This window comes from Clostridium gelidum, from assembly GCF_019977655.1.
In the GTDB taxonomy this organism is placed as follows: Bacteria; Bacillota; Clostridia; order Clostridiales; family Clostridiaceae; genus Clostridium; species Clostridium gelidum.
Map to the genome: position 1 here is coordinate 2,258,767 of NZ_AP024849.1, position 26,297 is coordinate 2,285,063.

Annotated in this window: 24 protein-coding genes; 16 read left to right on the plus strand and 8 right to left on the minus strand. The window is 28.1% G+C overall.

Going from position 1 to position 26,297, the window contains the following annotated elements; all coding sequences use genetic code 11:
- Positions 1–116: 116 nt before the first annotated feature.
- Entirely contained in the window at positions 117–296 is a 180-nt protein-coding gene (locus tag psyc5s11_RS09985) for a hypothetical protein (protein WP_224037435.1), read from the minus strand.
- Positions 297–462: 166 nt separating this feature from the next.
- Between psyc5s11_RS09985 and psyc5s11_RS09990 the strand changes: the two genes are divergently transcribed.
- The 5 genes from psyc5s11_RS09990 to psyc5s11_RS10010 all read left to right on the plus strand — a co-directional run bounded on the left by psyc5s11_RS09990 (position 463) and on the right by psyc5s11_RS10010 (position 5,063).
- Positions 463–813, plus strand: coding sequence for a DUF5050 domain-containing protein (locus psyc5s11_RS09990; RefSeq protein WP_258712463.1), 351 nt, complete (start codon positions 463–465; stop codon positions 811–813).
- A gap of 78 nt (positions 814–891) precedes the next feature.
- On the plus strand, positions 892–1,155 hold the full coding sequence (locus tag psyc5s11_RS09995) for a hypothetical protein (RefSeq protein ID WP_224037436.1): 264 nt from the start codon (positions 892–894) through the stop codon (positions 1,153–1,155).
- A 38-nt stretch (positions 1,156–1,193) separates the two neighbouring features.
- Positions 1,194–1,406 carry a 2-dehydropantoate 2-reductase gene (locus tag psyc5s11_RS10000; protein WP_224037437.1) on the plus strand — a complete coding sequence of 71 codons (213 nt, stop codon included), beginning with the start codon at positions 1,194–1,196 and terminating at the stop codon, positions 1,404–1,406.
- 241 nt (positions 1,407–1,647) lie between these two features.
- Positions 1,648–2,574, plus strand: coding sequence for a transglutaminase domain-containing protein (locus psyc5s11_RS10005; RefSeq protein WP_224037438.1), 927 nt, complete (start codon positions 1,648–1,650; stop codon positions 2,572–2,574).
- A 314-nt stretch (positions 2,575–2,888) separates the two neighbouring features.
- Positions 2,889–5,063, plus strand: a complete 2,175-nt coding sequence (locus tag psyc5s11_RS10010; RefSeq protein ID WP_224038171.1) for a methyl-accepting chemotaxis protein — start codon at positions 2,889–2,891, stop codon at positions 5,061–5,063.
- Here psyc5s11_RS10010 and psyc5s11_RS10015 read toward each other — a convergent pair.
- Positions 5,060–6,259 (minus strand): MFS transporter, encoded by a 1,200-nt coding sequence (locus psyc5s11_RS10015; RefSeq protein WP_224037439.1) that lies wholly within the window; start codon positions 6,257–6,259, stop codon positions 5,060–5,062. The two genes, psyc5s11_RS10010 and psyc5s11_RS10015, sit on opposite strands and share 4 nt — an antisense overlap.
- Before the next feature lie 500 nt (positions 6,260–6,759).
- Here psyc5s11_RS10015 and psyc5s11_RS10020 point away from each other — a divergent pair, with 500 nt between their 5' ends.
- Together psyc5s11_RS10020 and psyc5s11_RS10025 are read left to right on the plus strand one after the other, a co-directional pair.
- The gene (locus tag psyc5s11_RS10020; protein WP_224037440.1) at positions 6,760–8,493 is read left to right on the plus strand and encodes a DEAD/DEAH box helicase family protein; all 1,734 of its coding nucleotides are present in this window, start codon (positions 6,760–6,762) and stop codon (positions 8,491–8,493) included.
- A 327-nt stretch (positions 8,494–8,820) separates the two neighbouring features.
- The gene (locus tag psyc5s11_RS10025) at positions 8,821–10,821 is read left to right on the plus strand and encodes a 2-isopropylmalate synthase (protein ID WP_224037441.1); all 2,001 of its coding nucleotides are present in this window, start codon (positions 8,821–8,823) and stop codon (positions 10,819–10,821) included.
- A 171-nt stretch (positions 10,822–10,992) separates the two neighbouring features.
- Here psyc5s11_RS10025 and psyc5s11_RS10030 read toward each other — a convergent pair whose 3' ends face one another.
- The 3 genes from psyc5s11_RS10030 to psyc5s11_RS10040 all read right to left on the minus strand — a co-directional run bounded on the left by psyc5s11_RS10030 (position 10,993) and on the right by psyc5s11_RS10040 (position 13,332).
- The gene (locus psyc5s11_RS10030; protein WP_224037442.1) at positions 10,993–11,709 is read right to left on the minus strand and encodes a VCBS repeat-containing protein; all 717 of its coding nucleotides are present in this window, start codon (positions 11,707–11,709) and stop codon (positions 10,993–10,995) included.
- 85 nt (positions 11,710–11,794) lie between these two features.
- Positions 11,795–12,643, minus strand: a complete 849-nt coding sequence (ablB, locus tag psyc5s11_RS10035) for a putative beta-lysine N-acetyltransferase (RefSeq protein ID WP_224037443.1) — start codon at positions 12,641–12,643, stop codon at positions 11,795–11,797.
- Between the two features lie 242 nt (positions 12,644–12,885).
- Positions 12,886–13,332: a hypothetical protein gene (locus psyc5s11_RS10040; RefSeq protein WP_224037444.1), complete on the minus strand. Its 447-nt coding sequence runs from the start codon at positions 13,330–13,332 to the stop codon at positions 12,886–12,888.
- Positions 13,333–13,526: 194 nt separating this feature from the next.
- Here psyc5s11_RS10040 and psyc5s11_RS10045 point away from each other — a divergent pair, with 194 nt between their 5' ends.
- The 3 genes from psyc5s11_RS10045 (at position 13,527) to psyc5s11_RS10055 (ending at position 16,271) form a co-directional block, all read left to right on the plus strand.
- Positions 13,527–13,682, plus strand: a complete 156-nt coding sequence (locus tag psyc5s11_RS10045; RefSeq protein WP_224037445.1) for a hypothetical protein — start codon at positions 13,527–13,529, stop codon at positions 13,680–13,682.
- Between the two features lie 262 nt (positions 13,683–13,944).
- Positions 13,945–15,780 (plus strand): PAS domain-containing sensor histidine kinase, encoded by a 1,836-nt coding sequence (locus psyc5s11_RS10050; RefSeq protein ID WP_224037446.1) that lies wholly within the window; start codon positions 13,945–13,947, stop codon positions 15,778–15,780.
- 23 nt (positions 15,781–15,803) lie between these two features.
- Positions 15,804–16,271 carry a hypothetical protein gene (locus psyc5s11_RS10055; protein ID WP_224037447.1) on the plus strand — a complete coding sequence of 156 codons (468 nt, stop codon included), beginning with the start codon at positions 15,804–15,806 and terminating at the stop codon, positions 16,269–16,271.
- Between the two features lie 196 nt (positions 16,272–16,467).
- On the opposite strand, the gene bcp is transcribed toward psyc5s11_RS10055, so the two are convergent.
- The 3 genes from bcp to psyc5s11_RS10070 all read right to left on the minus strand — a co-directional run bounded on the left by bcp (position 16,468) and on the right by psyc5s11_RS10070 (position 18,850).
- Positions 16,468–16,920 carry a thioredoxin-dependent thiol peroxidase gene (bcp, locus tag psyc5s11_RS10060; protein WP_224037448.1) on the minus strand — a complete coding sequence of 151 codons (453 nt, stop codon included), beginning with the start codon at positions 16,918–16,920 and terminating at the stop codon, positions 16,468–16,470.
- Positions 16,921–16,934: 14 nt separating this feature from the next.
- Positions 16,935–17,678 (minus strand): peroxide stress protein YaaA, encoded by a 744-nt coding sequence (gene yaaA / locus psyc5s11_RS10065; RefSeq protein ID WP_224037449.1) that lies wholly within the window; start codon positions 17,676–17,678, stop codon positions 16,935–16,937.
- Positions 17,679–18,022: 344 nt separating this feature from the next.
- Entirely contained in the window at positions 18,023–18,850 is an 828-nt protein-coding gene (locus psyc5s11_RS10070) for a MerR family transcriptional regulator (RefSeq protein WP_224037450.1), read from the minus strand.
- A 178-nt stretch (positions 18,851–19,028) separates the two neighbouring features.
- On the opposite strand from psyc5s11_RS10070, the gene psyc5s11_RS10075 reads away from it, so the two are divergent.
- The 6 genes from psyc5s11_RS10075 to psyc5s11_RS10100 all read left to right on the plus strand — a co-directional run bounded on the left by psyc5s11_RS10075 (position 19,029) and on the right by psyc5s11_RS10100 (position 26,179).
- Positions 19,029–20,759 (plus strand): ABC transporter ATP-binding protein, encoded by a 1,731-nt coding sequence (locus psyc5s11_RS10075; protein ID WP_224037451.1) that lies wholly within the window; start codon positions 19,029–19,031, stop codon positions 20,757–20,759.
- Positions 20,756–22,534, plus strand: a complete 1,779-nt coding sequence (locus psyc5s11_RS10080) for an ABC transporter ATP-binding protein (protein WP_224037452.1) — start codon at positions 20,756–20,758, stop codon at positions 22,532–22,534. Before psyc5s11_RS10075 ends, psyc5s11_RS10080 begins: the two co-directional genes overlap by 4 nt.
- A gap of 144 nt (positions 22,535–22,678) precedes the next feature.
- Positions 22,679–23,044, plus strand: coding sequence for a hypothetical protein (locus tag psyc5s11_RS10085; RefSeq protein WP_224037453.1), 366 nt, complete (start codon positions 22,679–22,681; stop codon positions 23,042–23,044).
- A gap of 211 nt (positions 23,045–23,255) precedes the next feature.
- Positions 23,256–24,419 carry a stalk domain-containing protein gene (locus tag psyc5s11_RS10090; protein ID WP_224037454.1) on the plus strand — a complete coding sequence of 388 codons (1,164 nt, stop codon included), beginning with the start codon at positions 23,256–23,258 and terminating at the stop codon, positions 24,417–24,419.
- Positions 24,420–24,582: 163 nt separating this feature from the next.
- Positions 24,583–25,074, plus strand: coding sequence for an RNA polymerase sigma factor (locus psyc5s11_RS10095; RefSeq protein WP_224037455.1), 492 nt, complete (start codon positions 24,583–24,585; stop codon positions 25,072–25,074).
- A complete protein-coding gene (locus tag psyc5s11_RS10100; protein ID WP_224037456.1) occupies positions 25,061–26,179 on the plus strand; it encodes a hypothetical protein in 1,119 nt (372 codons plus the stop codon). Before psyc5s11_RS10095 ends, psyc5s11_RS10100 begins: the two co-directional genes overlap by 14 nt.
- Positions 26,180–26,297 lie beyond the last annotated feature (118 nt).

Genomic DNA, 26,297 nt, shown 5'->3' on the forward strand with positions numbered 1-26,297 from the left:
TTTATGGAATTCAAAAGGTAAAACCCTCGACATTAGTCGAGGGTTCTTATGTAAATAAGATACCTAATATTTTAAATATACCAATATTTATTTAGTGGAGTAGCCATGCACTACAGCTAAAGTATGTGTTTTGATTTTAACTTATTAATGCTTTGCTTAACTAAATCAATTGCTACAGACGCACTTTGTCCCTTGTGTTTTATTTCATTATCACCTATTTTTGCAATTGCCTTATATGGGTATTGATCTTCATTATTCTGTATTACGATTATTTCATGCTCTCCGTATTTCTCCATAAAAACACACCACCTTTATATATTATAACTTATTATATCATATTTTAAATATTTTGAATATTCTATCTTTTAAATTTTTACCATAAAAAAATGTTGGCAGATTTTATATAGAATTTGAGTAACTTCAATTTAATTAAATGAATAGTGTAAGGCAATTTATGAAAAAATAGAATCAAGATCTATCTACAAAATGAAATTAGATGGCAATAAAAATACAAAAATTTGTGATGATGAAACTTTATTTATGACTGCATGCGAAGATACTGTATACTATAGTAATAAGTTATATAAAATAAATGGAGATGGCACTGGAAAAGCAAAATTATCTAATAACAAAGCTATATTTATAAATGCAAGTCATAATTATGTTTATCATATAAATTATTTAGACAATGAAAATCTTTATGAAATTCCAGCTATTGGAGGGAAATCAGAAAAAATTACTAATGAGTATGGAACTAACATAACAATTCTAAAGGATAAAATATTTTTTGATGGCATGTTTTACAGAAAATAGCAAGAAAGAAAACTATCCTCAGGATGTTGACAGTTCCGCTCCATTAAAAAATAAAAATAGAAATAGGAGTGAACGATTATGAACATAGTAGATAAATCAATTCAAGTAGTTACTAAGACTGACGGAGCAGGCATTGTAAAACCGCTATGTTTCTCTATTGCAGATGATAATGAAGGTGGAGAAGTAATTAATATTGAAAGATTAGTTAGAAGGGATAAGGAAAAAATAGGTGGAGATTACACCTATACTTTTACATGTGAAATTATAAAGGATAATATGAAAAGGCTTTGTGACCTAAGGTTAAATTTAAGAACAAATGAATGGATCCTTTATAGGATGTGATTAAAAAGAAATATCGTTTTAAAGAGGGGGAATTAAATATGCATAATAAAAAAGTTTGCGTTGTTGGAATGGTAGGAGTTGGAGGATATATTGGCTGTATATTTGCAAAGCATTTGGGTGATGTATACTTTTTTGTAAGAGGTAAACGTCTAGAATCAATAAGAAAAAATGGACTGAAATTATGTAGTAATATTAATGGAGAAATGATAGTACATCCTAAAATGGCAAGTGTTAGAACAGCTTATAAATGAATCAGAAGAGATGTTATCTAATATAACGATTGGTTGTATATATTAATTGATAATAATAAAATTAAATTAATAGTTCTGAAGAGGGGATTGTTTTTGCTGAAAGGATATCAGTTAGTGACAAAAAAGAATTAAATGAAAAATAATTGAAACATATTAGATTATAGCCTATAATGAGCAAATAGAATGGATTATAAGAGGGATATGAATAATATACGATGAATGTATTAGGGAGGTTCAGAAGATGAAAAAGTTAAAACTAATAATTAGTTTACTAATACTAACTTTAATATTATCATTAAATTCAATAGGAGCAATTTCAGAATGGAAAAATAATATTACAGGATGGTTGTATGCAGAAGCACATTCATGGAAAGTTGACCAGGGGTTAATTGATAAAATTTCTTATTATTTTGATTCTGATGGATATAATCCAAACAGTAGTGAGGTAGGTACAAGCGATATTCCAGCAAGCAAAGAAGCCTCGGGTTTAGATTATCTTGGTCAAAAGATACTAGATAATGTAAGCGCAGAAAACCCATCATTTGATTTAGATTATAAAGGAGACATAAACAGCGCAGGTAATGCTATTAAAGATAAGTTAGATAATTTAAAGTATACAAATCCATATGAAGCATATAATATATCTAGCTATAATATTCAGGCGTCATCTTTAGTGGGTTCATCTAACATAAAAGTAAGGGTTAATTGTGTTTATAAGATGACAGCAGAAATGGAAGCCGATTTGGATGCAAAAGCAAGAGCAATAGTTACACGTATAGCTCCAGATAGTATGAGTCAGTCAAAAAAAGAACTTGCTATACATGACTGGATAGTTAACAATACACGGTATGATGAGTCTTATAAAATATACGATCCATATAATACTTTAATTAAGCATACTGGAGTTTGTGAGGGATATTCGCTGCTTGCTCAAAAAATGTTTACTATTGCAGGAATCAAATCAATAGTTGTAGAAGGCACAGGTAAAGGACAAGCTCATGCGTGGAATATGGTCTATATAGACAATAAGTGGCGAAATGTAGATGTTACATGGGATGACCCAGTATCGTCTAAAGATATTCTAAGATACGATTATTTCAATATAACAGATAGTAAACTAAGTGCAGACCATACTTGGGATACCTCAAAATATCCAAGTGCTAAATAGTTTAACTACGTGTTTTTTATGGCACTTAAAAAATATGCAGAAAAAATAAAGATATTACTTAATGTCAATATACTTATGAAATAAAAACGATGATGTATAAGGAATATATTTCAATATTAATAGTGTTATAAAAAGAGGATAAATATAATAATAGAATAGTACTAAACTATAAAAAGCTAGATATTTACGTAAATTAAAATGTCTGGCTTTTTTATAATAATTTATCAATCAACATAAAAGTGTTGAAAAATTGAAAAAAATGTAGTAATATGTTATAATTTATATATAAATCAAGAGAATATTGTGTGAAAAAGATGAATTTAGGGGATGAATTTATAATTATGCTAAAAAAATTAAAAAACAACATTGAAAAAGATGAAAAGAAAAATAAAACTATTGGAAAAACTAATGATAAACATGAAAATATAAAAAATATTCTGATGAAAAGAACTATAAAAAGTGAATTACTATTTGTTATGTTATCAATATCAATTGTCTTGACTTTAGGAATCATCATATGTGTTAGCATAATTTTATCAAAAAACTATGATAGTGAAATTAACAACAAAAATGAAATGATATCAAATCTTATTTCTAAAAATGTTTCATCATTTGTGGACACGGCATATAAGGTTACAGAAGAGTTAGCTTTTAATTCCGATATACGTTCAGCAGATTCAAATACTAAAGTAAAAGTACTTAAAGATTCTGTGAAACGGAATCCATATTTTGAATTATTATATATTCAAAATGATACAGGAATGCAAATAGGAAGGTCAGTAGGAGAAAATTCAGATAGGTCAGATAGATGGTGGTTTGTTAAAGCAAAAAATGATTCAGAACCATTTGTATCAAAATCCTATTATTCAATGACAAGTAAAAGGCCGGTTACTTCAATATTTATTCCTTTAACTGATGGAGATAAATTCAATGGAGTAATGGGTGGAGATATTAATTTAAGTAGTTTACAAGAATTAATAAAAGAAAATTCAGATGAAAAGTCTGGAAGATATTCTTTTATAATAGATGGAGAGGGTGTAGTAGTTGCCCATCCTAATGATGAAGTTATAGCAGAGTCATATAATTATAAAAATTTAACTAAAACAACAATCATTGATAATAGTACTGGAAAAACAAAAGAGGAACCAATAGAAATAGCAGATGGATATAAAGCTATAGTATCACAAGTAATGTCAGAAAATAATGGTAGTACTAAATTTAAAGATAATGGTGAAAATTATTATGCTTCATATACACCTATAAAACTTGATGGTAAATCTTCTAACTGGTCAGTTGTAACAGTTCAAAAAGAATCTAGTGCAAAAGCTATTATAAATAAAGTAATACAAGGTACAATGATTGCAGGATTAATTATACTAATTATTGCAGCTATAGTAATTTTAGTTATATCAAAGAAGATCTCAAAACCTATAGTTGAAATATCTGAGTTATTGATGACAGCATCTGCTGGAGACTTTACAGTGAAATCTTCAACTAATTCTAAAAATGAAATTGGAAGTTTAAGTTTAAGCTTTAATGAAATGATAAGTAAAGTTTCTAATTTATTGAATAATACAAAGAAGTTAACTAAGGATATAAGAGAGAGTTCAATTGTTTTAACAAATAAATCTGATGAAACTACAAATGTAGCAAAAGAAATAAATATTACAATACAAGAAATAGCAGAAGGAGCAACTAATCAAGCATATGCAGCTGAAGAAAGTGCTAGACTTGGAGAACAGATGAGTCAAAAATTTAAAGAATTAGAAGAAAAAACTGAGTTAATGATTAAAGAATCTGTGAACTCATCAAAGGCAATTGCGAGTGGAATTCAAAAGGTAGATGATTTAAAAACAAAAGCTCAAACTACTGTAAGTATTGTAGAGAAAACTCAAGAGAATATAGAACAATTAAGAAATAAATCTAAAAATATAGAAACAATAGTACAAACTCTTGATGATATTGCTCAGCAAACTAATTTACTTTCTTTAAATGCCTCTATAGAAGCCGCAAGAGCAGGTGAACATGGAAGAGGTTTTGGAGTAGTGGCAGAGGAAATTCAGAAATTATCAGTAGAATCAGCAGAATCTACTAAGAATATATCAAAAATAATTTTAGATATTCAAAACGATATTTTAAAGAATGTAGATATTATGAAAGATGTAAAGACAGTTTCAGAAGAACAATTTACTTCAGTAAATGATGTTAATGAAGCCTTTAATAAAATTGCACAATCAACTGATATTATAACAAATTCAGTTGATTATATGGGAGAATTTGTTGATGAAATGAATAAAAGCAATGAAGATGTGGTTAATTCAATAAATAATATTGCAGCCATAACAGAAGAAACAGCAGCTTGCTCAGAAGAGGTTACAGCATCACTTCAAACTCAAACAGAGGCAATTGCAGATGTTTCAAAAGAATCAGAAGACTTAAAACAAAAGGCTGAACTTTTAGATATAGAAGTTAATAAATTTAAAATTTAATTTTGGGGTGAGTTATGGTTTATAATTGCTGATAAAATAAATAAAACTAATAAAGCAGTTATTAAGAATGCTGAAATCATACTAACTACACCGCTCCATCCATAGGAAGACCAAAAGTTTCCACCAGCAGTTCCTCCTACGCTAGAACCAACATAATAAAATAATAAATAAAGAGAAGAGGCTTGTGCCTTATCATGCATGGTCAGTTTACCAATCCAACTGCTGACAATTGAGTGACTTGCAAAAAAACCAAAGGTCAAAAGAGCTATCCCTAAAATTTTAAAAAATAAATTTATATTTAAAGTTGTACATATACCAAGAAGCATTATAAACAAGGAAATGCAGAGAATTTTATGTTGTCCATGTTTATCAGCTAAGCGTCCCATAAAAGTAGAACTAAAAGTTCCTACTATATAAATGACAAAAATAAAACTGACTAAGGTTTGACTAAGATTATATGGAGACTCAACTAATTGGTAACCAATATAATTATACAAAGAAACAAAACTTCCCATAATTAAAAATCCAATACAAAATAAGCAAAGTAATTTAGGATTTTTTAAATGATTCACAGTAGATTTTATCAGCTTTTTAACTTCAAAGGATCTTCCTTCAAAATGTCTTGATGGAGGCAGTTTTGACCAAAATAGAAAACTAGCCATAAGTCCCAAAAGCCCAATACATCCTAATGCTAACCTCCAGTTGAAGAAATCAGTAATAACGCCTATGATAATACGCCCGCTCATTCCCCCAATTGAATTACCGCTTATATATAAACCCATCACCATTCCTAAGCTCGATTTATCAACTTCTTCACTAATATAAGCCATAGCAATAGCAGGCAATCCTGCTAAAACAAATCCTTGTAAACATCTTAAAATCAATAAACAGTTAAAATTAGGAACAAAAGCAGATAATACTGCTAGTATGGATGTGGCAAAAAGAGAAAAACACATAATTGGTTTTCGTCCTAACACCTCTGATATGGATCCAAAAAGCAGCATACTTATTGCTAAAGTACAGGTGGTAACCGATAGTGATAAACTTGCAGTCATTGGTGATACACCAAATTCTTTAGATAAAAAAGGCATTAATGGCTGAGTACAGTATAAAATTGCAAAAGTATTAAAGCCACCAGCAAATAGCGCAATACTTGTTAAACGAAATTCCTTGGTACCTTTTTGAATATAACTCATAATTATTCACTCCAGACTTCATCTTATAGTACTAATTATTATAATTTTAGCACAATCCTCCTGGTGTTAAATTTACAAAAAAGGCTTTAAATCTCATATTTACGTATGATAACGTTTATAAGTTTAAATTACATTCGTTCTTATTAAAATACTGTGATGTAAGTTTTTATTTTATGCTTAGAAAATAATTCATATGCATTTGAAGTTGTAGACATGGATGTAGATGGTTTAAAGCTTAGATTTTTATGCTTATAGAAAATCTAAGCTTTAAATATTTTATGTAAATTTATGTTATAATAAACATGAAAATTGGTAAGCTCTTCAGAAACCAGTTATGAGATAGTTTTAAGTTACTATAATTTACAAGGGTTTAATATAGCAGTAAAACATACAGAGAAAGCTTTAGTTTGGAATCAAATTTTAAAGAGGCTTAAAATAGGATTGAAGAGATATTAAAAGATAATTAAGACGTATAGAATAGAACATGAGGAGTAATTATTTTGAATATTGAAAATAGTATAATTTTTATAAATGATGAAGATAAAACAGAAGAGGTAGCAGGCTGTTATCAAATAGAAGATGATAAAATTGAAGTGGAATTAAATAATGGTGAAAGTAATATTTATGATAATAGCCAAGTTAAGCTTAGTATAAAATGTGAACCTATTGAAATTAAGAATGTTGTAATATATGAAAATAAAGTTCAAATGTCAAATATTTTAAAGGTAATAATTTTTGATGAATTTGATAAAATAAGAATTATTTTCGAAAATGGAAGCAGTAAGTTATACTCAAGAGATCAATTAGATATTAAGGATAATGGACTTTTTGAACCTGTTGTAGAGAATAATTTTAGGTATCTTAGAGAGATTTCAAAGCAGCTTGATTTATATAATGATTATAATGGAGTAAGTAAAATATTTGAAGATATATCTGTGATAAATCCTAACAGTGCACTTGTAAATTATTTAAATCCAAAATCAATTGAAATAAGAGATGATTTTGATTTTGCAATATATCCCTTTGGGTTTGATTTAAATCAAAAAGAAGCAGTAGAAAAAGCTCTTAGTAGTCAAATAAACATTATAGAGAGCTCATCTGTAACAAGCAGAACTGAGGTTATTTTAAATATTACTGCAACTGCTGTTTTAGAGGGGAAAAGTGTAGCAATAGTAACTAAGGATGATTTTTCAGTATTAAAATATCTAGAAATACTTAAACAATCAGATATTGATTTTACTGTGAATCATTTAAAAGAGAATGAAACAAACAGTTTTCAAAATAATTGTGAACAGTGGATTATTAGAAATTCCGGCAGCAAGTTTGAGAGTGAAAATCTATCTGATAAAAAAGCAGATTTGGTCAGTATTCAAAATGGGTTAGTTGAAAAATTGGAAAATCAAACTAAAATTGAAAGTTTAGAAATACAAAAGTACTATTCATTAACTGAAAAAACTAATCTCGAAAAAGCTATTGGAACCGAAAAAGTTAAAATACCAGATTCTCTGCTTAGCTTTAGCCAAGAGAAGATTTTAGCCTTTAAGGAAGAATATAGCTTGATTATTAAAACGCAAGGACATATCAGCTTTTGGCGAAAAATAATATTTATATTCAAATATAATATTTTGGATTTTAGTTTCTATAATATTAAATTTGAAATATTAGAAAATGCTTTAAATGAAGTTTATAATGATTTAAAAATTGATGGGATAGATGATGAAATAAAATTAATAAAGAATAATTTAGATAAGAGTAAAATTGACAGTGAAATAGAAAAAATCAAAGAGAAATCAATGGAAATATTAAAGTGCGGTCTATATGAATGCTTTAAAAATAGTGAAGAAATGAACATTTCCAAAGGAGAAGGAGAAAGCGAACCATTAAAGAAAAAAAGAAACTATCCTATAGTAACTTCAGCAATAGATTTCTTTATAAATTCAATTGATAATAAGTGTATTTTTGATTATGTGATTCTTGACGAAGCTTCAGATATGGATATAGTTACAGGTGCTTTAGCTTTTGCAAGAGGAAAAAACATTATTGTAATTGATGATTTGAACCAGCTGCAAACCCGATTGGATGATACTATAGCTAATGGACTTATGGAAATTTTTGATATGAATGAAGTAAATCCAGGATATAAATATATAGACAATTCATTAATATCCTCACTTGACCAATTATTTGAACAAGTTCCCAAAACAGTTCTAACTAATGAGCACAGACCCTTATAGCAACTTCAACACGACCTGTCTTAGAAGTACCAAAGGAGAGAACAAAAACTCCGTTAAACACTTAATATATTATAGATATTTACATAATTTGATAACATAATAAATAAAAAAATGTTAAAATAGATCAATGAAAGTGATTAAATTTATCACTAAAATTCCTATTTAAAGTATGTTATTCTATATTACATAAAACAAAAGGAAATATTTTCATAAATTAAACTACAGAAAATTATTGTTTAGGTACATGAAAGATAATAATAGAGAACTTGTTTGTAAATGTTATTTGAATGTTATTTATGAAATATTTATATTGGGAGAGTGATAGGGATGGAAAATTTTCAAAAATATAAAAAAATGTATTTTATGCCACCAGTAGTGACACATGATTGGGTAAAGAAAGATTATATAGATAAGGCTCCTAGATGGTGCAGCGTGGATTTACGTGATGGAAACCAAGCATTAATTGAGCCTATGAGCTTAGAAGAAAAATTAGAATTCTTTAATATGTTGGTAAAGATAGGTTTTAAGGAAATTGAAGTAGGATTTCCAGCATCTTCTGAAACAGAATATGAGTTTATAAGAACATTGATTGAGAAAAACATGATTCCAGAAGATGTTTCAATTCAGGTATTAACTCAGTCCAGAAAACATATTATTAAAAGAACTTTTGAAGCAGTTAAAGGAGCACCACATGCTGTGATTCATTTATATAACTCAGTATCTGTTGCTCAAAGAGAGCAAGTCTTTGGCAAATCTAAGGAAGAAATTAAAAAGCTTGCTGTAGATGGAGCCAAGCTTTTGAAAAAAATAGCAGAAGAAGAAAATGGTAATTATTCATTTCAATATAGCCCAGAAAGTTTTCCGGGAACAGAAGTAGATTATGCACTAGAAGTGTGTAATGCAGTTTTAGATGTTTGGAAACCAACAAAAGAAAAGAAGGTAATTATTAATATTCCTACTACGGTTGAAAATGCAATGCCACACGTATTTGCGTGTCAGGTTGAATATATTCATAAAAATTTAAAATATAGGGAAGCTGTAACTTTATGTTTGCATCCACATAATGATAGAGGGTCTGGGGTAAGTGATGCAGAATTTGGCATACTTGCAGGAGCTGATAGAGTAGAAGGAACTCTATTTGGAAATGGGGAGAGAACAGGTAATGTAGATATAATTACAGTTGCTATGAATCTTTATTCTCATGGAGTAGATCCTAAATTAAACTTTAGAAATATGATTGAAATATGCGAAACTTATGAAAAGTTGACTAGAATGCAAGTAAGTATGCGCCAGCCTTATGCTGGTGAATTGGTGTTCACTGCTTTTTCAGGTTCACATCAAGATGCTATTTCAAAGGGAATGAAATGGCGTGAAAATAAAGAATGTAAGAATTGGGATGTTCCATATTTACCTATTGATCCAATGGATGTTGGACGTCAATATGACTCTGATGTTATCCGTATTAACAGTCAATCGGGAAAGGGTGGCGTAGCTTATATATTACAAAAGAATTTCGGAATTTCACTTCCAAAAGAGATGCAAGAAGATTTTGGATATACAGTTAAGGATGTATCAGATAAAGCTCATAAAGAATTAACACCTGAAGGTATTTATAAGATTTTTGAAGAGAAATATATTCGTAACTCTCATGTGTTTCAAGTTCCAGAATGTCATTTTAGACAAGGCACAGAAATGACAGCAGATACTACAATTTGCCACGGTGGGAAAACAGAGTGTGTAACAGCTCAAGGAAATGGAAGATTAGATGCGGTTAGTAATGCAATAAAACTTTATTTTCAAATTGATTATGAACTAGAAGTATATGCAGAACATTCATTATCTAGAGGTTCATCTTCAAAAGCAGTCACTTATGTAGGAATAAAATGTCATGATAGGCTTTATTGGGGAGTGGGAATAGAAACCGATATTATTAATTCTTCTATTGCAGCCTTAGCAGTAGCAGTCAATCAATTAGAAGAAATTAAAAATATGAAAAGATCCGATGAAAGAATGACAGAAGTACTAAGCTATATTCAATCTAATTATAAGACTGTCACATTAGAAAAACTTTCAGAAACATTTTATTTGTCTAAGCCTTACTTATCAAAATATATTAAGGAAAGCACAAATATTACATTTGGAGATATAGTAAAGCAAATTAGAATGGATAAGGCAAAGAGTTTATTAAAAGGAAGCGGGATGACAGTAGAGAATATTGCAGAGCAAGTAGGATATCAAAATGTAGAACACTTTTTGAGATTATTTAAAAAAGCATATGGAATGACGCCAGTAGAATTTAGAAATAATATACCTAATCAAAATAGCTAACACACTTACCTTCGTAATATATAATTATATTGGCTAAATTATTAATACTAAGGATAAAGAAATAATAGATTTTATGAAGAGCTGTAAAAAATAGCATACATACCCCTCACGTTGAAACTACTACACAACATGAGGGGTATTTTGTAATTCTTCAGGAGTCACACATAATATTTAAAAAATTGCTACATACTGATTATCTAAAATAAACATATTATCTTTCCACTTTAAGGTATTTAAAACATAGCCTAAAGAGTCTGCGTTATATCTTCCAGCTATCTTTTGATAAGCTAGCAGCTCATATACATTATTTGAATCAAAATCTACTGGATATAAGCCACTTAAAGGATTTACAAATCCGCTAATGGGACTTTTCAGCTTACCGTTCTCGTAATATATTTCATGTAGATACTCATCATCTCTACTAGTAGATATATCTATAATGTAGTTTTTATTATTTTTTCTACTGATAACCTGAGCCTTGTAGTTATCCTTATAAGTAACTTCATAGTTATATTCCTCGGTGTATGAATTAAAATCAAACATCAATCGTGGAGTATTATTTATAAAGGAATAAATGTAATGATACATTATTGCACCACTTCCACCTGAATCAATACTTATGAAGATATCATCGATACCATCTCCAGTAAATTCTCCTAAAAAAAGCCTTGGGTTATATCCTAAATTGTCACTCAGAGGAATGCTAATAAATCTGCCTGTTCTCCCATCCTGTATTACAAGGGTAATGTTTTGAGTAAATGGACTATCTGATGTTTTTATACCTGTTAAATACACATTATCAGGTATTCCATCACCATTTACATCTCCGCTTGAGAAGGAAACGATACTTTGGACTGTCATGTCATCTCTGAAAAAACTATTATACATAACTGTTCCTTTACATTATAGTGTTTCACATAAATAGTTTATGAATTAAGCGGTAATCTGCTACAGATTTTAGTCTTAGCCATGGTTAAAATACCTTACACCATATATTCATATTTTCCAACTGACCACAAATATGACAATGATTTATAAGTCTACCTCCATATACATAATCATGTTTGGCAAAGACAATATTCATACCTGTTGAAATAGCTCTAGCTGTACTATAAAGTACTTTATAGTTCCTTGTTTTCAAATCTTTTTCAAGCTCAAAAATTAAACGTCCAATAAGACCATGTCCCGTAAATGACTTACTCGTTGCACAATCTGTAATTTCTGCATTCAGATTAATTGGGTCTGTATCAGCAGAAGCAGCACTTACTATCTTATTTTCATAAACGGCTACTTTAAAAAAGACATTATGGTCCATGGCAAACTGGATATAAGTTGAGTTATTCAAAGGTGAAGGATAAGTTTCAAATACTTCATCATACAGCTTAGCTAATTCATCAGCATCTTCTTTTCTTACATCTCTAATTGTGTATTGTTCATAGGTTGGATTGATATAATCTTCACTAATATACTCTCTTGATCTAATGAGTACTTCTTCTTCTTCTGGCAAATGCATACTGGTTTTCCGCTTAGATGTAAGAAACTTAGATAAAAAATACGCTGGCTGCCCATTAAGGAATTGATCAATCTTTGCTTCAATTATAAAACCTTGGGACTTATAGACATCTATATCTTCTTTAGGAATTATAGAAAATATTTTGCCAATAGTACATTTGTTTTCATAAACTGTAAGCTGATTCATTAAATCTTCCAAATCACCTTTAAAACTTAGAATTTTAACTCTTTGATTGAACTCATCAAACTTAATTTTAGCACTTCCATTCTTTATTTGTATTTCTTCCATTTTTGGTAAATCTAAAAGCATATAGACACTTCCTTTACTTTTTTTATAACTTATAGAAATTGCATAAGTACCTTTTCTTGATACTTAAAAAATTTATTGGATTATATAATTCCCTAAATATATTTATGTGCACTTTTATTTTAATTATTCTGTTAAGTAAAGGTAAAAGTATTGAATAATGCTTGTTAGAGAAATTAACCAAACAGCTGTATAGTATTTTTACATAAAAAAGGACCCTATTTCTAGAGCTCTATATTTATTATTCACATATGGAAGCTTTCGTTTTTATCACATTTAACAGATGCATCATAATTTAGATTATCATAATTTATTGATTTATTATTAATTTCACGTATAATTATGTTAATAAAAATATCATCATTGGATTCCATGTAATTAAGTATGTCTTTTTCATTTTCTGTTAAAGTCTTTTTATCCTTTAATTTTTTATAAATATTATATTCATCTTCTGTAAAACTATGATTACTTAATAAATTATACTTTATTATTTTTGATTTTAATTTTACCCATCTATTGAATTTTTTCAATGAACTTATTATTTCTTTAAGAAATTTTTCAGATATTAGCCTAAATAGTTTTGTCAAAGCTTCATCAATTATTTTCACTAGAGTAGGTGTAGCAATCCCACCTATGCAACTTATTGTACCAACAAATAGTAATTGCCAGTACTTTTGTATCCAATCCATCATGCTCTTACCCCCTTTATATAATCAATTATACAAAAATTACCAAATTCCTTTAATTTAGCAACTTTAATCAAATGCTAAATCAATTTGTAAAATTTATCGATGCTATTTTGGTAATATTTCTAGTGATTATAATTTATGATATTGGTTAATATATTATTACAAAACAAAATCATAATTAAGGGAGTGAGATTCATATGTCTTTAAATAATACTATAACGAATACAAATTTAGTGTCTAAAAAAATAGAAGATGTAAATAAGGTAAATACTGAGGGTGTTTCAGAAATTGGTTTTCCTAATAATAAAGATAAAGGCAAAGGAAAAAAAGGTGGAATAGTTGGAAAGGAATAAAATCCTAAATATTAAATGAAATGAGAATTTAAAGAGACTAGTTACCAAATTATAACTTTAGTAACTAGTCTTTTGTCGAATTGTACAAACTTATGCAAAAGATGTAGATTTATAATATTATTTATTATATTATGTTAGTAAAGCGTAGTATATATTTAGAGATAAACTGTTTTACGAGGAAAAAGTAAATATAAAATAAAAAAACATATTAACTTTATTATAAATTGAAAAAATTTTATACCATAAGTAAAAGGAGAATTAAGTGAGTAATATCAACAATAACAGATACAGGAACATACTTGGAACTATTGCTATTGTAAAATTTGGCATTTTATTATTTATTTCAATAATAAGTATTAATGAAATAAATAATAAAGAAGGTATAGGGAATCTAATATTAAATGGCTATAACATAGTGCTTATGCCTATATTATTGAGTGTTATCTTTTTATTTTGGACATTTTCTTATATATATATGTTTAAATTTAGAGATATTAAAAGTGTCCAAATAGTAGAAGATTGTATTTTTATTATTATGCTTTCTGTTTTAATATTGTTATCAAATACATACCAAAGTCAATACAAATACTTATTTCTATTTAGCATTATTTCATCTACAATATCACTAGGTAAAAAATATGGTGTAATAGTTGCTTCAATATCATCATTTATTGTATTATTTATAGATTTATTTTTTGCTCCACACTTAACAGTAAATATATATTTTGAAAATGATTTAATGCTATCTATGGGTTACATTATGGTTGCATGGATTTTAGGCGAATATAAAAGGTTTGAAAGTGACCAAAGAGAAATATTAGAGGCAGAATTGAAAGAACAAGTAAAACAACAAGTAAAACAACATAACTACATAGAAGAAATTTTACTTAAAAATGAAGATTGTTACAATTTGTTGATTAAATATTCATATTATTCAATATTAATTCATGATGCTGAAAGAATATTATATATTAATGAAAATGCTTTGAAATTATTTGGAGTTAACACATTAGAAGAAATAAATGAAGAGCCTATGTTTACTTTATATGATGTGGATGACGAAATGAAATTAGAAGAAAGATGTTTAGATATAATTCAAAATAAAAAATCTAATGTATCTTTTGAAGGAAAGGTAATAAATAAAGACGGAAAAATTATTAATGTTCATTATACATCTACATATTGTGTTTATGGAAAAACACCAGTAATACTAACTATTGTAAGAGATATTACATCTGAAAAAGAAGTGCAAGAATTAAAAAAGGAGGTAAAAGAAAACATAAAATTATTAAATGAAACTCAGGAACAAAATAAATTCATTACTGAGTTTTTTTCAAATATATCTCACGAATTAAAGACTCCTCTAAATGTAATATTTTCATCATTGCAATTAATGAATACATATAATGATGAAGAAATAGTAAAAAATCGAAAAAAGTATTTACACATAATGAAGCAAAATTGCTATAGATTAATTAGATTAGTAAATAATTTATTAGACATAGTAAAATATGATTCTGGTTTTATTGCTCCAAATATGCAAAATGAAGACATTGTATATGTAGTTGAAACCATTGTTATGTCTATAGTGCCTTATGCTGAAAATAATGGTATAGAATTGATATTTGATACTAATACTGAGGAAAAGATTATTGCTTTTGATGGAGATAAAATAGAAAGAATAATTTTAAATTTAATTTCAAATGCATTGAAATTTACAGATATAGGAGGCAGTATATATGTGGTTATAACAGAAAATAAAGATAAAGTTTACATATCAGTTAAAGATACAGGAATAGGAATACCTGCTGATAAAAAAGATTTTATATTTGGACGATTTAGACAAGTGGACAAGACTTTGAAAAGAAATAATGAAGGCACTGGTATAGGACTTTCACTAGTTAAATCTTTTGTTGAACTCCATGGCGGTGAAATTAAACTTGAAAGTGAATTGGGTCATGGAAGTGAATTTACGGTTGTCTTACCTTCAAAGCAAGTCAGTAAAACAAAGCTTGAAACAGAAATCAGAGATAATATAGTCGAGCGAGTTAACATGGAATTGTCTGATATATATATAGAGGGCTTTAAAGATAGTTGATACAGAAAGGAGCGTTATAGAATATGTTTGAAATGTCACTATTATTCTTAATTGGCAGAGTGATTCCTGAAAGCTTACTTTTTGCTTGGGCATTTTATACTTTATCGCAAACAAAAATTCATGTAAAAAGGTGCTTTTTATCAGTTATAATTATGGTTATTTTAGCTTGTGGAATAAATCTTTTACCTATACATTGTGGGGTTCATACTTTGCTAACAATGGTAGGGATTATAATTACTAATATAGTGATAAATAAAATTAGCACTATAAAATCAATAACAGTAACTTTTGGTACTATTATTATAGAATTTATATGCGAAATTATTGATTTATTTACTCTTCACTATTTCTTTAATGTTGATACTGAATATATAGCTAGTAATGCTCAATTAAAAATCTTGTATGGACTTCCGTCTCTATTATTATTTGTATTAATTATTATTTTATTGAAAGCTATAATAATTAAAATAGAAATTAAGAAGGCTACATAGAATATTTTAGATCTATAAAATTTAGAGTATGTAGAAAAGTATTTTTGAAATTTAGATTGTTTGCGAAAAGGAGTTGCCAATCTAAAGCAATTCCTTTTTGCACTTCAAATATAAGTAAATGTGATAAAATAATAGAAAAAAAGCATCAAAAATATTTAAAATTTAAAGAATACATTTTATTGAAATTCTATATGCTCTAGATATTTTCTAACATATCTGCAGGATTTTTTGTAGCATTCACCTTAGTAAATGCTTTCGTAATCATGCCTTCTTCATCTATCAAATATGTGGTTCTTACAACACCCATGGATTTCTTACCATACATATTCTTTTCTTTCCACACATCGTATGATTGAATAACATTTTTATCCATATCTGAAAGCAGTGTAAATTTCAAATTATATTTATCTGCAAACTTTTTGTGGGATTCTACAGAATCCTTACTTACTCCGATAACTTCTGCACCTTTTTCTAGAAAGTCTGGATATATTTCTGCAAATCCGCATGCTTGTTTGGTACATCCAGCGGTATTATCTTTAGAATAAAAATACAGTACAATTTTTTTCCCTTTAAAGTCCGAGAGAGATACTTCCTCCCCGTCTTGATTTAATAAAGTAAATTCTGGTGCTTTTGTTCCTAATTCTAGCATAATTATAATTCCTCCTATTCTTTTATGAAAACCATGTTTTTATTGTTTGATACTTCTGGCCTGTATCGATAACCAAGCCTGTTAAAGTTTTTTATTTCTGATACATTCTCAATCTTTTCATCAGCCATGTATCGAACCATCTCTCCTCTAGCCATTTTTGCTAAGGTTCCCTTGGTTATAATTTTACCTTCCTTATATTCGCCAAACGTAATTGATATGAACTGTACTTTATCACTCAGATAATTTTCAATGCATTTACTATACTCTTTGGATGCAAGATTCAATACGATATCTGTATCCTCATATAATTTATTGTATAAGCTATCACCCCAATAATCATATAAATCGCCATAGCCTGAAAGCTTGACCGCAGACTGCATTTCAAGGCGGTAAGGCACGATGCCGTCAAGTGGCTTAAGTAATCCATAAAATCCAGAAAGAATATACAAATGGTTTTCAATGTAGTCCCATTGTTCAATATCAAATACATTTGGAGCCATATACTTATATTGAATTCCTTCATATGACAATATTGCTGGTGTGAGTCTTTCTGTAATTCTCATATTTAAGTAGTATTCAAAACTTAATTCAGCAATCTTATCATTGCATGTCCATAAGCTTTTAGCCTCATCATAACTTAGTCCTTGCATATATCTCATTAAAAATTTAGTTTTATCTAAAAAACAGGGCATATTATGTATCTCAAATTCTGTATTTACTTTCATCTTTTTCGCTGGCGATACAATAATTTTTAACATATTTCCTCCAAATGATAAATAAGTTTGTCCATCTATTTCATATCTAATCTGAAATTATTATTTTACAACGATTGCTTGGTCTTCTAGTTCATCGAAAATGACATACAGCAATTATTTGCTTACTCTTTTAGTATATCATACCCATATGTAGATTTATTAGGTATTAGTTTAAATATACCCATAAACCTTTTTAAAAAGAAATATTGTTTTAAAATTTCCAATAAATATTTAAAAAAAGGAATATGGGTTTAAAGATAAATGTTTCACAATTTAAAAAGATAACAATATAACAATTTATATTAAACATCAGGGGTTGAGGCTTTTTGTTCATTGATTTTTAATGTTTAATGCCCTTCAATTTCCACTAAAATTTGAGTTAAATAATTCTCAAAACCTTTCATTGTTGTCTCATCTAAAATATATTCTTCATAAGCATATTTGCCAATTTTCAAGTTGGCTGAATTAAAAAAAACTATAAGTTTCTTATAGGTTTTATCAATTGTTGTATAGCTGCCTTGATGATATGCTACAGCATACAAGCCTTTTGATCTGGTGAAAGTAGATTTGATTTTGCTATTAGTCTCTAGTTTGGTATAGATGTAAGAATAGTTGTCAGAAACACCTTTAAAAATATTGTCCCTGTTTATAATTAAACTGATAGAATACCCTGCAGTTAATTGATGTTCATTGCAATAATCCATATGCTCTGATACAGCTTTCAAATAATCTTTATAACTGAGATTTTCAATTAATCTGCTTAACACTAAATGCTCTTCATTTAAAATTTCTAAGGTGATTTTAGAATAATCAATAACACAAGCTTTTTTAGTTATATCAATTTTGTTTTTCATGAATTTACGAATTCTTTTAAGATTTTCCATTTCTTTATTAACTTGAGTTATTTTATTTTCAAATAAGTCTATCAATGCCTCTGGAGTTTTATTGTCTAAATAATATTTAATTTCTTTTAAAGGCATTCCAATTTCCTTAAGAATAAGAATTACGTTAAACACTTCAAATTGCTGCACAGAATAATATCTATACCCATTTTCATCTTTTATTTCAGGTGAAAAAAGTCCAATATCATCATAGTGAAAAAGAGTTTGCTTTTTTACATTACATAGCTTAGCAAATTCTCCAGTAATAAAATACTTTTTAAAATCTTCATTCATATAAATTAATTCTCCTATTGACTATACGGTTACCGTATACCTTATGATTGTATAATAGCAGTATAGATATAATAATTCAATATAAAAAATGTTTAGTTTGAAGAGATTGAATATCTATTTTTAGTATGACTGAACTTATATTATACTTGAAAAGAATATAGAAGGAGATAAAAATAAAATGAAATTAATATTAAAATATCTGAAAAATTACAAAGTGCTTATTGCTTTAAATGTAATATCAGTTTTTGGATTTGCCTTAGTTGAACTTGGAATTCCAACAATAATGGCTAAGATTATTGATAATGGTATAGCTTATAATGATATATCATATGTAAGAAAAATGGGACTTATAATGATAGTAATTTCTATAATTGGTGTCATGGGAACTATATTGCTTGGGTATTGCTCAGCAAAGATTTCTACAAGCATGACCCGAGATATAAGAAATGATATTTTTATAAAGACTCAGGAATTTTCACATAGTGAATATGATAAGTTTGGAGTGTCATCAATGATTACAAGGACAACTAATGATGCGTTCCAATTACTACAGTTTGTGAATACATTGCTTAGAACTGCAGTGCTTACACCAATTATGTTTATTGTCAGTTTAGTTATGATTTTAAAAACAAGCCTATCATTAACTTTAGTATTAGCTATAACAGTACCATTTATAATAGTAGGAGTAATATTTATAGCTAAATTATCTGAGCCGATGTCAGAAATCCAGCAAAAAAGTTTGGACAAATTAAATCTTATTTCAAGAGAGAATTTAACTGGAACACGAGTAATTAGAGCATTTGGTAATGATGAACATGAAAGAAAGAGATTTAAAGATACAAATAATAGTTATACTAATATATCTAAAAAATTGTATAAACTTATGGCAGTTTCTCAACCATTATTCTTTTTTTTATTAAACATAGCAATAATAGCAATATTTTGGATTTCAAGTGAAATGATAAATGTAGGAACTCTTAAGGTTGGTCAATTAGCTGCCTTTATAGATTATTTGTTTCATGCAATGTTTTCTATTATGTTATTTTCCATGGTATTTATTATGTATCCAAAGGCACAAGTTTCAGCTAATAGAATTCAAGAATTATTAGATGAGGAACCAATTATAAAGAATCCTAAACAAGGTGTTAATGATACAAAAATTAAGGGGAAAATAGAATTTGACAAAGTTACTTTTACATATCCAGATGGTGAAGAACCTGTACTTAAGAATATTTCATTTAAAGCTAAAAAAGGGGAAACAGTTGCTTTTATAGGAAGTACTGGTAGTGGAAAGTCCACATTAATTAATTTAATCCCAAGGTTTTATGATGTTACAGAAGGTAGTATAAAAATAGATGAAGTAGATGTAAGGGATTATGAGTTGAAATCATTGCGTAAAAAAATCGGGTTCATCCCTCAAAAGACATTATTATTTACAGGGACTATTGGCAGTAATATTAAATTTGGTAAAAAGAATGCTAATAATATTGAAGTTGAACACTCCGCTAAAATATCAGAGGCTTATGATTTTATTTCACATAAGCCTAAGAAATTCGATGAAATAATAAGTGAAGGTGGAACTAATGTATCGGGTGGACAAAAACAGAGACTATCAATTGCAAGAGCAGTAGTTAGAAAACCTGAGATTTATATTTTTGATGATAGTTTTTCAGCCTTAGATTTTAAGACAGATGCAAGCTTAAGAAGTAAATTAAAAAATGAAACAAAAGAATCTGTAGTATTGATAGTAGCTCAAAGAATAGGCTCTATTATGGATGCAGATAAGATTATAGTATTAAATGAAGGTGAAGTAGTAGGACAAGGAACTCATAGAGAATTATTAAAATCCTGTAATATATACTATGAAATTGCAGCATCTCAATTTACAGAGGAGGAATTAGCAGAATGAAAAAGTTTAAAGAAAATGTAAAGAAAATTACTCCTTTTGTAAAACCATACAAAGTACCATTTATTGGTGGAGTTTTATTGGTAATAGTTTCAGCCATATTTACTTCAATTTCACCTATAATTGAAGGGTTAGTATTGACACAACTTAAAACTGATTCAATTAGCATAATGAACAAAATTCCAGGGGCTTCAGTTAATTTTAACTATATTATAAGAGTTCTTATAGATTTGGCTATTATTTATATATTTAGTGCAGGCTCAACATATGCAGCAAGTCTCTTATTAACTAATGCTATTCAAAATACTATGAGAGATTTAAGAAATGCAGTTCAAAATAAAATTAGAAAATTGCCAGTGAGTTACTTTGACAAAAATAGTTACGGAGATATATTAAGTAGGATTACAAATGATATAGACGCTATATCTAATGCACTTCAACAAAGTTTTAGTCAAGTAGTTAATGGAGTTTTATTATTAACACTAGCGATTATCATGATGTTTACCATTAATATTAATATGACTTTAATTGCCATAGTCATAATACCATTAAGTTATTTGGTATCCAAATTTATAGTTTCAAAATCACAAAGTTTATTTTATGGTCAGCAAAGAGCACTAGGAAAATTGAATGGTAAAGTCCAAGAGATGTATACTGGATTTAATGAAATAAAATTATATGGAAATCAAGATGATGCAATAAAAGATTTTAAAACTATAAACGAAGAACTTTGCACAACTGGATTCAAAGCTCAATTTATATCAAGTATAATGTCACCACTTATATCTCTTATAACATACCTTGGAATTGCAGTTACTGGTATTATGGGTGCAATTTATGCCATGAGTGGAATAATTACCATAGGTAATCTTCAGGCGTTCGTGCGTTACATTTGGCAAATAAACCAACCTCTTTCTCAAGTAACTCAGCTATCTTCTACCATACAATCAGCTTTTGCAGCAATCGAACGTGTATTTGAAATATTAAATGAAGATGAACAAGTTCAAGATAAAGAAAATTCAATTAAACTAGAAAATCCAAAGGGAAATGTTATTTTTGAAAATGTTAAATTTGGATATTCTAAAGAAAAACTATTAATAGAGAATTTAAGTGCAGAAGTGAAAAGTGGACAAATGGTAGCTATAGTTGGACCAACAGGAGCAGGTAAAACTACTTTGATCAATCTTTTGATGAGATTTTACGAAATTCAGGGAGGATCAATAAAAATAGATGGAATAGATACAAGAGACATGAAGAGAGAAGATTTACGTTCATTATTTGGAATGGTTCTTCAAGATACATGGCTATATAATGGAACTATTTACGATAATATAGAATATGGAAGATTTGGAGCAACCAAAGAAGAAATTATAGAGGCGGCTAAAATAGCTAATGTACATCATTTTATAAAGACTCTTCCAGAGGGATATAATATGTTTTTAAATGAAGAAGCTTCTAATATTTCACAAGGTGAAAAGCAGCTATTAACTATAGCAAGAGCTATAATTAAAGATCCTGCAATTCTTATATTAGATGAAGCGACAAGCTCAGTGGATACAAGATTAGAATTAATGCTTCAAAATGCTATGAAAAATGTAATGAAGGATAGAACTAGCTTCGTAATTGCTCATAGGCTTTCAACAATTCGTAGTGCTGATTTAATATTAGTAATAAATGAAGGGAATATTATAGAACAGGGAAATCATGAAGATTTAATGAAAAGAAAAGGCTTCTATGAACAACTGTATAATAGTCAATTTGCTTCAGAATTCCTTTAAGTTTAACTTGTTTTTAACTAATATTAAGACAAAAATTAACCTTGCAGATCACCAAATATGCTAAAATAATAGTATAGAGAAACCTTATCAGTAGTGATGATTGATATGTTTTAAGAAATACTTAAAGGATAAGGGGTGAGAAGAATGGTAATTTATCTATTCGTAATTGTAGGAATCATATTTGTTACTAATGCTAGTCTTCAAGATCAGATTAAAGGAGTAAAAGAATACAGTATGCTTGATAAAGCAGGGATAGTATTTAATATTATTTTATCAGTAGTTTATCTTTTCTTATATGTTATGGGATTTATTAATTCTATGGCAGAGAATGAGCTTATTATTACTAATACTGATGAAATAATGGTTCCATTTTTTCGATTTTTTGATTATTTAGTTGCATTGATCTGCATAATATGTATTGCTCTTTCAGTAAAGTTAAGGAAAAAAGGAAATAGTAAAACAGCCTTTGGTATTCAATTTTTACCTCTAGTTGTTTTTCTATTAAAATAAAAAACACTCTAATAAATAGTTAATAAAATATAAAATTGGAAACAGTAGATTATTTTGTATAAGTACAAGATAATCTGCTGCTTTTTTTATGACTTTAAGATTTTTTTGTGTAAATTTTATAATTTTTTGCAACACTTTGCTGAGTTGGATTGTATTACTAATATAAGGCATATTAAAATTAATATGCAATTTAGAAGGAGAAGATAATATTATGAAAAAATTAATGATAGGCTTATTAACAGCAGTAACAATTATGGGAATGTCTGTTTCAGTATTTGCAGCAGATTTAGAAACTCAGAAATCCAAGTCAGAGGTTATTGAAGATGCTTTTCTAATATCAAACTATGCACCTAAGGATGTAGATATTAACAAAGTAGTAATATGCGGAAAGAATATTGAGCTTGGGAAAAATGGAGTTTTAATATATAAAGGCAAGATTATGGTTCCACTTACTACTACAGCAGAAAGTCTTGGTTTTAAAGTTGAGGCAGATAAAGACAATAAAATTGTAAGTTTAGATAATGGTGAAATTAAAACAAATGTTTATATAGGAACGGATGGTTATTATTATTCAAGCAGTAATGCTATAGGATTAACTATGATGCATGAATTAGGTGCAGAGCCTATAATGGATAATAACACTATATATGTTCCAATCAATATGTATAATTTTCTATTCAATGATGAAAAAACAGTAGAAAGTTTTTTTGTAAGAAATAAAGATGGACAATGGATATATTCACTTAATGGAGAGTTATCAGAAGGATGGAAATTAATAAATAATAAGTGGTATTTTATGAATAATAATGGCATAATGCAAAGAGGTTGGATTCCAACCAATGGTAATTGGTACTATTTATTAAATAATGGAGAAATGGCAGCAAGTACAGTAACTCCAGATGGCTTTAAAGTGGATCAAAGCGGGAAATGGGATGGTAACCCTGCATCTATTTTAGTGACTCAAACTGCCAATGTTAATAATGATATAATAAATCCTATTGAGGGCTTTGACACTATAGATGAAGCTCAAAAAGCACTAAAATTTAAAGTTACAGTACCAAAAGAATTATTAGGTAAATATAATATCAAATATATAAACACTATATCAAGAAATTTATTTCAAATTTGTTATATAAATAAACAAAGTGATATTTTATTTAGAATGGCACAGGGAACTGAGGATATAAGTGGTGACTATAATAACTATAAGACTAATAATATTGTAGATATAAATGGTAGCAAGGTTAAATTAAAAGGAGATGATAAGCTTATAAAAGTTGCAGTTTGGAGTGCAAATAATATGTCATATTCTATTTTGGTAACTGATGGTATGAAACAAGACGATATAATTAATATAATAAAAAGTACTTTTTAATTATGATTAAATGAAGTAAGTTAATTAGAACTTATATATTACAAAAAAATTGAATAATAAGTAAGATAAGTAGAGATAAGAATGATAAGGACGAGTTTATTTTGGGACTAAATCAAAATTTTTATTAATATATTGTTCTACTGTATGGAAGGATGAGTTTTTTATGAAAGAGGTTTCATTGCGTACGGATGAAATTATTTCACAAGATTTAGATCATTATGGGAATATGCTGCTGAGGCTTGCATATTCATACATGAAAAATATTCATGATGCAGAAGATGCTGTTCAAGACGTTTTTGTACAACTGCTTAAAAATATAGATATATTTGAAAGTGAGGACCATAAAAAGCATTGGGTTATTTGTGTTACCAGAAATATATGCAAAAATAAATTGAAATCTGCCTGGTTTAAAAAGCATGTAGAATTATCGGACATGCCTTATTATGATGAATATAAAGACAGCAATGTTTTAAACCAGGTTATAAAACTCCCACTAAAATATAAGGAGATTATTCATTTATATTATTACGAAGGATATTCTACAGTTGAAATATCAAAAATAGTAGATAGAAAAGAAGCAACAGTGAGATCATTACTTAGCAGAGGCAGGAACATACTAAAAAAAGAACTAAAGGAGGAGTATGATTTTGAGTAAGAAATATGAAGAAGAAATAAATAAAATAGTAATGAATGATGATATGAAAAAAAGAATACTCCAAAATGTTTTGGCTATAAATGAAAATTACAATAGTGCAGAAGAAAATATGAAAGTTAAAACTACTATACCAAAAGTAAAAAAATGCACTAACCTTAAAAGAAATATGCAGATGGTAGCAGCATGTTTTGCAGTAGTCTTATGCTTAAATGTAGTTAAAAATTATCCTATGCTTTTTAAACATGTACCTAATGATTTAGAGAAGAAAGAAACGGTAGAAAGTCATGAGGATGAAAATAATGGCTTAAAAATTAGTGATGATAATGAATTTGTTTATAACAAGGATAGCAAAGAAAATCCTAGCAACAATGATAAGAAAAATCAAGACTTAGATCAAAACAATTATAATAATGGTGATAGTTATGTGAAAGTAGAGAGTAGTATCAGCCCAAAAATTGAGCAAGAAGAAAAAGATAATTTACAATCAAACTCAAGCTCAGAGGTAGAGAAAAGTCAAGCATCACAAAATAATAATGATAAAGCTATAGAAAATTCAAATATCTCATCAAAAACAAAGCTAAAAGAAGATATTAATAATAAGGAAAATAAAAATCTAACAAGCACAGAATCAAAGACAACAGCAGGAGATATAATGCAAAATGAGATATCTGGAAATGATACAGATAATAGTGTTTTAAGCGCATCAGTTGGAATAGAGGATGCCGTAAATTATAATCAAGAATATAAGACATTAGATGAAGCTGAAAAATCATTAAATTTAAAAGTAAACCCATTGAAAATATTACCTAAAGGATTTAAAATAGAAAACATAAGTGTTATAGCAAATGAAATAATACAAGTAGAGTATAATGATGGTAATAACAATATAACTTTTAGGGCAGGTAAAGTCATTGATAATATAAGCGGAGATTATAATGTTTACCAAGTTAGGAATACATCCAAAGTAAATGGAATAAACGTAAATTTGGAAGGAAACAAAAGTAAAGAATATAATTTAGCCATTTGGGAAAAGGATGGTATGTCATATTCAATTTCAGCTAAAAATGGCATTGATGAAAAAACAATATTAGATATGATCTTATGAATTTATTATTTATTTTCATGTGCCTTAGAAAAAATATGTTACTGAACTAATCATTTAGATATAATATATGAAAGATATTAAAAAAAATCAAAGCATATTTTATTTTCATGAGTGGAAT